At 68.2% G+C, this 10666-nt stretch carries 8 protein-coding genes; 7 read left to right on the top strand and 1 reads right to left on the bottom strand.

Going from position 1 to position 10666, the window contains the following annotated elements; all coding sequences use genetic code 11:
• Nucleotides 1-131 precede the first annotated feature (131 nt).
• Nucleotides 132-2000 (bottom strand): lectin, encoded by a 1869-nt coding sequence (locus ACFU6I_RS36775; protein WP_384375151.1) that lies wholly within the window; start codon nucleotides 1998-2000, stop codon nucleotides 132-134.
• A gap of 279 nt (nucleotides 2001-2279) precedes the next feature.
• Between ACFU6I_RS36775 and ACFU6I_RS36770 the strand changes: the two genes are divergently transcribed.
• From ACFU6I_RS36770 to ACFU6I_RS36740, 7 genes are all read left to right on the top strand, one after another.
• Entirely contained in the window at nucleotides 2280-3254 is a 975-nt protein-coding gene (locus ACFU6I_RS36770; protein ID WP_384375148.1) for a LacI family DNA-binding transcriptional regulator, read from the top strand.
• A 204-nt stretch (nucleotides 3255-3458) separates the two neighbouring features.
• Complete coding sequence (locus ACFU6I_RS36765) at nucleotides 3459-5138, top strand: ABC transporter substrate-binding protein (RefSeq protein ID WP_384375144.1); 1680 nt, start codon at nucleotides 3459-3461, stop codon at nucleotides 5136-5138.
• A 21-nt stretch (nucleotides 5139-5159) separates the two neighbouring features.
• Nucleotides 5160-6209 (top strand): ABC transporter ATP-binding protein, encoded by a 1050-nt coding sequence (locus ACFU6I_RS36760; protein WP_384375141.1) that lies wholly within the window; start codon nucleotides 5160-5162, stop codon nucleotides 6207-6209.
• A complete protein-coding gene (locus tag ACFU6I_RS36755) occupies nucleotides 6206-7186 on the top strand; it encodes an ABC transporter permease (protein ID WP_266981156.1) in 981 nt (326 codons plus the stop codon). The genes ACFU6I_RS36760 and ACFU6I_RS36755 overlap by 4 nt, the downstream gene beginning before the upstream one ends.
• Nucleotides 7187-7190: 4 nt before the next feature.
• Entirely contained in the window at nucleotides 7191-8168 is a 978-nt protein-coding gene (locus ACFU6I_RS36750; RefSeq protein ID WP_384375139.1) for an ABC transporter permease, read from the top strand.
• A complete protein-coding gene (locus ACFU6I_RS36745; protein ID WP_384375136.1) occupies nucleotides 8165-9178 on the top strand; it encodes an ABC transporter ATP-binding protein in 1014 nt (337 codons plus the stop codon). Before ACFU6I_RS36750 ends, ACFU6I_RS36745 begins: the two co-directional genes overlap by 4 nt.
• Nucleotides 9179-9204: 26 nt before the next feature.
• A complete protein-coding gene (locus ACFU6I_RS36740; RefSeq protein ID WP_384375133.1) occupies nucleotides 9205-10623 on the top strand; it encodes a GH1 family beta-glucosidase in 1419 nt (472 codons plus the stop codon).
• The last annotated feature ends 43 nt before the right edge of the window (nucleotides 10624-10666 follow it).

The following is a 10666-nucleotide window of genomic DNA, read 5'->3' as shown; positions in this document are numbered from 1 at the left end:
CACCTTTCTGGTGGGCTCGGTTTTGTTTATAAGAGACCGCCCGGGTCGGGGGGGGGCCCACGGGGCTGCCGGGGGGTCGGGGGGGGCCCAGGGGGTGGTCGCGGGGGGCCGCCCCGGACCGGTTCGTTCACCTACTGGAGACGCCACTTCTGATTGGCCGCTCCGGTGCATGTCCAGATCTGGGCGCGCGCCCCGTTCGCCGTCGAGTGATCGGTGATGTCCAGGCACTTGTCCGCCGCCGTGTTGACGACGTCACCCGTCGAGGCGTTGTACGTCCAGCGCTGCGCCGACGAACCGTTGCAGGTGTACAGCTGGACCTTCGCTCCGTCGGCCGTCGACGCGGACGTCACATCCAGGCAGGAGCCCAACGCCTGGATGGAACCGTCCGCTGCGACCGTCCAGCGCTGGGCCGCCGAGCCATTGCAGTCATAGAGCTGGACGGCCGTCCCGTCGGCGCTGCTGCCGCCCGCGACGTCCAGGCACTTGCCCGCGGGGCCCGAGAAGACGCCCGAGGTGCCGGTGGAGCCGGACGGGTTGCCGGACCAGGTGAACGTCGCCGAGGTGCGGCCCGGCAGCGAGTAGGTGAACTTCTGGCCGCCCCAGTTGACCGTCACCTGCTGCGCCGACGTGCCGCCGTTGTAGGCGATCAGCGCCTTCGAACCGTCCGGGTTGCGCCAGGCCACATTCGGCACCGTTGAGCTGGCGGTCGAGGCGACCCGCTCGGCGCCGGGCCGGACGAACTTCGTCAGATGACCCATCGTGTAGTACTCGACGGTGTAGTCGACCTGGCCGCTCCTGCTGTCCCCGTCGTGCACGGTGATCAGCCCGTCGCAGGTGCCGCAGCCGCCGTTGTGCGGGCCGCGGTTCTGGTCCACCGCGAGTGACCACTTGGTCACCGACTTCGCCCAGTTGCGGGTGTAGTCGATGATGTTGAGCATGTCCTCGCGCTGCTGGTCGGCGATCCAGGTGCCGCCCGAGTGCTCGGTCTGGAAGGCGTCCATCGTCGGGTACTGGTTGTGCACGGTGGTCTGCTTGGCCACGTCGCCGCCGTAGCCGTGCCAGGCGACCCCGCCGAAGTTGGGGTGGTTGCGCACGGCCGGGTCGTCCACGGTGGCCGCCGCGTAGGCGTCGTAGGTGTCCCAGTTCCAGTCATGGGCGAGGACCTTGGTCGCGAGTCCCGCGGACTGGAGCTTCGGCAGCAGCTCGCTCCTGGTGAAGTAGGCGAGCCCCGAGCCGTTCCAGCTCATCGACGGATAGCCGGAACAGCAGGTCGGCTCGTTCTGCGCAGTGACGTAGTCGACCGGAACGCCCTGGTCCCGGTACGCCTGAAGGTACTTCACGAAGTAGTCGGCGTAGGTCCCGTAGTTCTCCGCCCTGAGCCAGCCGCCGTTCAGTCGGCCGCTGTCCTTCATCCAGGCCGGCGCGGTCCACGGTGACGCGACCGTCGTCAGTGCCGGATTGAGCTGCTTGGCCTGCTTGGTCAGCGGGAGCACGTCCGCCAGATCGTGTGCGATCGAGAACTTCGCGAGCGACGGGTCGGTCTGGCCGGACGGTATGTCGTCGTACGTGTAGCCGGTCCTGGCGAGGTCCGACCCGCCCATCGGATTGCGTACGAACGAGAGTCCGATGCCCTCGGTGGGGGAGAACAGCTTCTTCATCGTCGCGTCGCGGGTCGCCTGGGTCAGCGCCCCGCTGCTCTTCATGAGGTACGCGGCCGTGTCGGTGAACGAGGCGCCGCCGCCCGTGAACGTCTGATAGCGGGTGGATTCGTCGACCGTGATGTTCGTACCGCCGCCACCGTTCCCGGAGCCGAAGGAAATCGGGGTCTGTGCCTCCAGGCCCCGGGTGACATGCCGGCCACCGGCGTCGTCCGTCGTGGTCAGCGCGATGTTCACGGTCTCAGCGGCCGCCTGGGCGGTGCCGGACGAGACCCCGGTGAGACCCGCTGTCGCGAGCACCGCGGCGACCAGTGCGCGGGCCGCTCTGCTTGATCTGATCATGGGCTGCTGCCTTTCTCGGCAGGGCTGTGGGGGAGTTGCCGTCGATCGAGGCGTGAGTGAACTGCTGTTAGGTGCCCACGTCAAGAGGGTGCGCGTTCATGACTTGAAGACACAACGTGCCCCGCCTGCTTGGAATATGGGTACGGACCAATGTCGGCGTGAAGTATTGACGGCACTGTTCCGGCGCGGTTAACTCACGCCGCAACGCCGGTACCGGTTCCGGAACCGGTTGCGGTACCGGTTTCAGCTCCCTGTCATGCCGTGCCCTGGAGGCCCCCGATGCGAGTCACCATCGCCGATGTCGCCCGCGAGGCCGGCGTCAGCAAGACGACCGTGTCCCGGGTCATCAACACCAAGGGCGAAGTGGACGGTTCCACGGCCGCCCGTGTTCGTGAAGTGATCGCACAGCTGGGTTACGTACCCAGCTCGGGCGCCGTCGGACTGGCCCGCGGAAGCAGCCGTACGGTCGGCATGCTGGTGCCCTCGCTCACCTGGCCGTGGATGGGCGAAGTGCTCCAGGGTGTCGTCGACACCGTCGAAGCGGCCGACTACGGGCTGCTGCTCTTCACCTGCAACCGGGGTGCGGAATCGGTGGAGCGCTTCACCAGCCAGGTGTCGGCGCGCGCCTTCGACGGACTCGTCGTCGTCGAACCCGAGAACACTCTCGATCACCTCACCGCACTGCACCGCGGTGGTCTGCCGATCGTGCTGATCGACGACCGCGGCCACCACCCCGAGTTCCCCTCCGTCGTGACCACCAACCGCGAAGGAGGTGCGTCCGCCGCCCGTCATCTGCTGTCCGCAGGACGTACCAGGCCCCTGGTCCTCACGGGCCCCCAGCACTTCGGCTGCGTGCGCGACCGGCTGGACGGATTCCGTACGGTTCTGCCCACCGATCTCGTCGTCCAGGGGGACTTCACCGAACGGTGCGGCCGCCAGGCCGTGGAGCAACTCCTGTCCGACGGCGTGCAGTTCGACTCGGTCTTCGCGCACAACGACATCAGTGCCGCAGGCGTGCTGCGGGCGTTGCGCGCGGCCGGACGGTCAGTGCCCGACGACATCGCGGTGGTCGGCTTCGACGACATCCCGATGGCCGAGCACACCGAACCGCCGCTGACCACCGTGCGCCAGCCCACTCGTCAGATGGGTGAGACGGCGGCGCGGTTGCTGCTCTCCCATCTGGGTGGCACGGCCGTTCCGGACGAACCGGTCGTGCTGCCCACCGAACTGGTCGTGCGCCACTCGGCGCCGTAGTGGTCCGGCCGGTCCGACCGGCCATCCGCTTCCCGTTGTTCCACTCTCTCAGGTACCACCCCGCGCCTCCCCGTGCACACCTGCGAACCACCGGCACGACCAGCAGCACCCGCACCACTCCGCACCGCCCGAACACGGCGCGCCGAGCGCTGCCCACCCCCGTTCCCCGGATCTCCCAGACCCGCAGTCCTTCCTGGAGTCGCCATGTCCGCACGTCGTCACCCCGCGCTGAGAGCGCTCTCACTCGCCACCGTCGTGGTCGCTCTCGCCACCGGTTGCTCGTCCGCCAACTCGGGTGCCAACAAAGGGGGTGGCGCCGCCTCCGGCGTGCTGACCCTGGGCAAGCCGGACGGACCGCAGACGAACAACAGCAACCCGTTCCTGTCCACCTCGGCCGGTGCCACCCTCGGCTACCGCTTCATGATCTACGAGCCCCTGGCGATGACGAACCAGATCCGGCCCGCGGACAAGGCGGACCCGTGGCTGGCGAGCGACTGGAAGTGGGAGCTCAACTTCACCAAGGTCACCTTCACCCTGGACGACAAGGCCAAATGGGCCGACGGCAAGCCGCTGACCGCCGAGGACGTCGCGTACACCTTCGAGCTGCTCAAGAAGCACCCGGCGCTCAACGGCAACGGCATCCCGTTCGACGGGATCAGCGTGGAGGGCAAGAAGGTCGTGCTGACCTTCCAGGACTCGCAGTACGTCAACCAGAACAAGATCATCCAGCAGTTCATCGTGCCCAAGCACATCTGGAAGGACGTCAAGAACCCGGAGACCTGGCCCAACCGGACGCCGGTCGGCTCGGGACCGTACAAGCTCAAGACGTTCACCCCGCAGACCACCACGCTGACCGCCACGCCCACGTACTGGAAGGGCGCGACCAGGGTCAAGGAGCTGCGCTACACCGCGTACAACGACAACAGCGCGGCGACCACGGCGCTGGCCGGCGGCAAGGTCGAGTGGTCGTTCGTCTTCATGCCGAACTACAAGCAGCTGTTCATCTCCAAGGACCCGAAGAACCACAAGCTCTGGTTCCCGTCCGGGCTCGGCATCCACGGACTGTGGTTCAACACCACCCGCAAGCCGTTCGACAACCCGGCGCTGCGCAAGGCGATGGCGATGGTCGTCGACCGCAACGCGATCTACACGCAGGCCGAGGCGACCCTCTACCCGGAGATCACCAACCCGACAGGCATCCCGCTGCCCGCCGGTGAGTCGTTCCTCGCGCCCGAGTACAAGAGCGCCACCACCAAGCCGGACGTGGAGGGGGCCAAGAAGGTGCTCGCCGACGCCGGGTTCAAGCTCGCCGGCGGGGTCCTGAAGGACCCGAGCGGCAAGCCGGTCAAGCTCACCTTCACCGACCCGGCCGGCTGGAACGACTACATCACCGGGCTCTCGATCATCAAGGACAACATCAAGCAGCTCGGTATCGAGGCGAAGGTCAAGACGCAGACCGCCGAGGCCTGGGGCGCTGACGTCGCCAACGGCAACTTCGACGCCACCCTGCATTGGACCAACAGCGGCGCGACCCCCTACGACATGTACCAGAACATCATGGACGGCGCGCTGCTCCAGCCCATCGGCAAGGCCTCCCAGATCGGCAACTTCGGCCGCTTCAAGAGCACCGAGGCGACCGAGGCGCTCAAGGACTTCGCCAGTGCCACCGACGACACCGCCCGTATCGACGCCATGAACACCCTGCAGAAGATCATGGTCGAGCAGGCGCCGATGATCCCGACGGCGGCCGCCCCCATCGGAGCCGAGTACTCCACGAAGAACTGGGTGGGCTGGCCCACCGAGGCCGACCCCTACGCCCCGCCGCAGCACACCCAGCCGAGCGCGCTGGAGATCGTGCTGAAGCTCAAGCCCGCCAAGAAGTAAGTACGGGGAAACGGACCGGCCATGACCACCACCGATCAGACCGACGTCGTGCTCGAAGCGCGCGGAGTCACCAAACACTTCCCCGTCCGGCGTACCGGTCGTGACCTCGTCGCGGGCAGGCGCCGCACCGTCCATGCCGTCGACGACGTCTCGCTGCACCTGAGGCGTTCCACCGTCACGGCGCTGGTGGGGGAGTCGGGCTCCGGGAAATCCACCGTCGCCCGGCTGCTCGCCCAGCTGTATCCGCTCACCGGGGGCGAGATCCGGCTGGGCGGGCAGGCGGTGAAGGCAGGCCGTGGCCGGTCCTTCCGCAGTTATGTCCGTCAGGTCCAGCTGATCTTCCAGGACCCGTTCGCGTCGCTCAACCCGGTGCACACCGTGCGCTACCACCTCACCCGGGCGCTGAGGATCCACGGGCGAGAGGCGACCGGGAGCGAACTCACCGAGCTGCTGGAGCGGGTGCAGCTGACTCCCGCCGCGCAGTACCTGGACAAGTTCCCGCACGAGCTCTCCGGCGGCCAGCGCCAGCGCGTCGCCATCGCCCGTGCGCTCGGTGCCGACCCGAAGGTCCTTCTCGCCGACGAGCCGGTCTCGATGCTCGACGTATCCATCCGGCTCGGCGTCCTCAACCTGCTGCGGGACCTCAAGGAACGCCTCCACCTGGCGATCCTGTACATCACCCACGACATTGCCTCCGCCCGCTACTTCGCGGACACCACGCTCGTGATGTACGCGGGCCGGATCGTCGAGGGCGGCGACAGCGAGACCGTCACCCAGCGCCCCGCGCACCCGTACACCCAGCTGCTGATCGCCTCCGCGCCCGACCCGGACCGGGTGGTCGCCGAGGCGGACCAGGAGGAGGCCGGCAGCGGCGAACCGCCCTCACTGATCGCCCCGCCGGCCGGCTGCCGCTTTCACCCGCGCTGCCCGAAGGCGATGGAGCGCTGCCGCACCGAACTGCCGCCGCGCTTCGACCTGGCGGACGGCCAGTGGGCGGCCTGCTGGCTGTACGCGGACGGCGCGGAGACCACGGACAACGACGGCGACCACGAGAAGGAGGCTGCGAAGTGAAGTACCTGCTGCAACGGCTCGCCTTCTACCTGGTCACCGCGTGGGCGGCGATCACCATCAACTTCCTGATCCCGCGCATGATGCCGGGTGACCCCGTCCAGGCGCTCATGGCCCGCTTCCAGGGCCAGTTGGACACCAGCGCCATCGCCTCGCTCAAGGCGCTCTTCGGACTCGACAAGCAGCAGTCGCTCTGGCAGCAGTACACCGACTACTGGTCGCATCTGCTCGACGGCGACCTCGGGCTGTCCTTCACCTTCTTCCCGACGCCGGTCAGCGAGGTGATCGCCCAGTCGCTGCCGTGGACGCTCGCGCTCGTCGGTGTCACCACTCTGATCAGCTTCGTGCTCGGTACCGGCATCGGTGTCTTCACCGGCTGGCGGCGCGGCTCCTGGATGGACAGCCTGCTGCCCGTCACCACCTTCATCTCCGCCATCCCGTATTTCTGGCTGGGGCTGATCGCCATCGCGCTGTTCGCCGTGAAGTGGCCGCTGTTCCCGGCCGCGGGCGGTTACGACAGCGCCCTGGTGCCCGCCTTCGACTGGCCGTTCATCTCCAGCGCGCTGTACCACGCGGCGCTGCCGGGGCTCACGATCGTGCTCAGCGCGGTGGCCGGCTGGATCCTCGGCATGCGGAACATGATGGTGACGGTGTCCAGCGAGGACTACGTCATGGTGGCCCAGGCCAAGGGGCTCTCCGAGCGCCGGGTGATGTTCGGATACGCGGCACGCAACGCGATCCTGCCCAACATTTCCGGCTTCGCGCTCTCCCTCGGCTTCATCGTCGGCGGCACGCTGCTGGTGGAGATGGTCTTCTCCTACCCGGGCATCGGCTACCAGCTCTTCCAGGGCGTGGGCGCCAAGGACTACCCGCTGATGCAGGGCGTCTTCCTGATCATCACGCTCTCCGTCCTCGCGGCGAACCTCCTCGCCGACGTGATCTACATGGTCCTCGACCCCCGTACCCGAAGGGAGGCCTAGGAACATGGCCGTCACCGCCGCCGAGGTCGCCGTACTCGACACGACCGAGACCCCGGCACCGAGTAAGCGCAGATTCCGGTTCCTGCGCGGCCGCAAGACCGTCGTCGGGCTCGGCATCCTGCTCTTCTTCGTCCTGATCGCCGTCATCGGGCCGTGGATCGCCCCGTACGACCCCGACGCCATGAGCAACGAACTGCTCCAACCGCCGTCCGGAGCACACTGGTTCGGCACCACGCAGACCGGTCAGGACGTTCTCTCGCAGATCCTCGTCGGCACCCGCGGCGTTCTGGTCGTCGGCTTCGTCGCCGGGATCTTCGCGACCGTCCTGTCCGTACTGATCGGAGTCAGTGCCGGCTTCCTCGGGGGTACGGCCGACGAACTGCTCTCGGTGCTGTCCAACGTCTTCCTGGTCATCCCGGGACTGCCGCTGATCATCATCATCGCCAGTTTCGTCTCCGACACGGGTGACCTCCTGATCGCCACCGTCATCGCCTTCACCTCGTGGGCGTGGGGGGCGCGCGTCCTGCGCGCGCAGACGCTGTCGCTGCGCCGCCGGGACTACGTCGAAGCGGCCCGCGCCACCGGCGAGTCCACCTGGCGGATCATCCTCTTCGAAGTCCTGCCGAACCTGACGGCCGTCATCGCCTCCGGCTTCGTGGGCACGGTGATCTTCGCGATCCTCTCCGAGATCACCCTCGCCTTCATCGGCGTCGCCGACATCTCCAACTGGAACTGGGGGACCGTCCTGTTCTGGGCGCAGTCCAACCAGGCGCTGGCCCAGGGCGCGTGGTGGTGGTTCGTCCCTGCCGGGCTCTGCATCGCCCTGCTCGGCATGTCCCTCGCCCTGATCAACTTCGGCATCGACGAGTTCGTCAACCCACGGCTGCGTACGGAGACGGGCGCGTCCCGGAAGGTCCGGATGCGGGTCGGCTTCACCCCCGTGGCACGTCCCGGCACCCCTGAGAAGGAGACCCGCCCATGAGCGAGCCCGTCCTCACCATCAGCGGACTCCACGTGGACTACGGGACCGGCGACGACGCCGTGCACGCGCTGCGCGACATCCACCTCACCCTGCACCGCGGCGAAGTCCTCGGCCTGGCCGGCGAGTCGGGGTCGGGCAAGTCCACCCTGGCGTACGCCGTCACCCGGCTTCTCTCCCCGCCCGGAGTGATCACCGGCGGCGAGGTCCACTACCACCAGCGCGACGGCGAAGCGCTCGACCTGCTGACCCTGACCGCCCCCGAACTGCGTGCCTTCCGCTGGCAGGAGCTGTCGATCGTCTTCCAGGGCGCGATGAACTCCCTGAACCCGGTGCACACGGTCCACAGCCAGCTCACCGATGTGCTCAAGGCCCACCGCCCGGAGATGAAGCGGGCCGAACGCACCGCACGCGCAGTGGAGCTTCTGTCCCTGGTCGGCATCTCGGCGGACCGGCTCTCCGCCTACCCGCACCAGCTCTCCGGCGGCATGCGGCAACGCGTGATGATCGCGATGGCGCTCGCGCTGGAGCCCGAGATCGTCATCATGGACGAGCCCACGACGGCCCTGGACGTCGTCATGCAGCGCCAGATCCTGCGCCAACTGGTCAAGCTCCGCGAGGAGCTGGGCTTCTCCGTCGTCTTCATCACCCATGACATCTCGCTGCTGATCGAGTTCTCGGACCGGATCGCGATCATGTACGGCGGCCGGATCGTCGAGGAGGCCGGTGCCTCCGACATCTACCGCGACCCCCGCCACCCCTACAGCGACGGACTGCTGCACTCCTTCCCGGCGCTGCACGGCCCCCGTCGCGAACTCACCGGCATCCCCGGCTCGCCCCCGCATCTGTCGGCGATGCCGGACGGCTGCGCCTTCCACCCCCGCTGCGGCAAGGCGCTCGATCCGTGCGCCACCCAGGTGCCGGTCCTGGCCCGGCCGGACGGTGACGGCTCCCGAACAGTGGCCTGCTGGCTGCATCAGCCCGCGCCGGCCACCGCCGCCCCCCGCTCGTAGCGACCCACGCACACCACAGGAGAACCATGAACCTCGTCATCCCCCAGGGATACGCTCGCGAGATTGCCGCCGAGCCCGTCCACGGTCTGCCCGCCGACTTCCGCTGGGGCGTTGCCACCGCCGCCTACCAGATCGAGGGAGCGGCCGCCGAGGACGGCAGAACCCCGTCGATCTGGGACACGTACTGCAGGGTGCCGGGCATGGTCGTCCGCGGTGAGAACGGCGATGTGGCCTGTGACCACTACCACCGGATGCCCGAGGACGTGCAGCTGATCGCGGACCTGGGCGTCGACACGTACCGCTTCTCGCTCGCCTGGCCGCGCATCCAGCCCGGCGGCCGCGGCCCGGCCAACGCAAAGGGACTCGACTTCTACAAGCGCCTGGTCGACGAGCTGGAGTCGAAGGGCATCACTCCCTGGATCACGCTCTACCACTGGGACCTGCCGCAGGAGCTGGAGGACGCGGGCGGCTGGCCGGCCCGGGACACCGCCTACCGCTTCGCCGAGTACTCCGCCCTCGCCTACGACGCGCTCGGTGACCGGGTCAGGCACTGGACCACGCTGAACGAGCCCTGGTGCTCCGCGATGCTCGGATACGCGTACGGAAGCCAGGCCCCCGGCCGTACGAACTTCGGCGAGGCGATCCACGCCGTCCACCACCTCCTCCTCGGCCACGGGCTCGCCTCCCGGTACATCCGCGAGACCGCCGTCGCCCGGGGCAACGAGCTCGAACTGGGCATCACACTCAACCTCGGCACCGCCACACCCGAGACCGACAGCCACGAGGACGCCGAGGCCTGCCGCCGCGCCGACGGGCTCGGCCGTCGCCTCTACCTCGACCCGCTGGTCAAGGGCACCTACCCCGAGGACGTCGTCGCCGACCTCGCCCTGCGCGGCGTCGAACTCCCGGCCCAGGACGGCGACCTGGAGATCATTTCCACCCCGATCGACATCCTCGGCGTCAACTTCTACCGCGGCACGCTCTTCTCCGGCGTCACCGAGGACGGCTCCCCGCTGGACGCCGACGGCCTGCCCGTCACTCGTGGCGTGGAGCGCGATCTGCCGCGTACCGCCATGGACTGGGAGATCACCCCCACCGCCCTCACCGATCTGCTGGTGGGGCTGGAGAAGGACTACGGCATTCCGACCGTCATCACCGAGAACGGCGCCGCCTTCGACGACACCGTCTCCGAGGACGGCCGGATCCACGACGCCGACCGCACCACCTACCTCGCCGACCACATCGCCGCCGTGGCCGCCGCCCGCGCCGAAGGAGCCGATGTCCGGGGCTACTTCGCCTGGTCGCTGATGGACAACTTCGAGTGGTCCTACGGCTACGACAAGCGGTTCGGCATCGTCCGCGTCGACTACGACACGCAGGAGCGGACGCTCAAGGACAGCGCCGAGTGGTACCGCGACACCATCCGTCTCACCCGCGACGCATGAACCGCACCGCTGCGACAGAAGATTTCGTGTCCGAAGGAGCCGC

This window comes from Streptomyces sp. NPDC057486, assembly GCF_042802415.1.
Lineage (GTDB): Bacteria > Actinomycetota > Actinomycetes > Streptomycetales > Streptomycetaceae > Streptomyces > Streptomyces yanii.
Note: the sequence above shows the minus strand (reverse complement) of the source record. Positions and strands in the feature narration are given on the sequence as shown.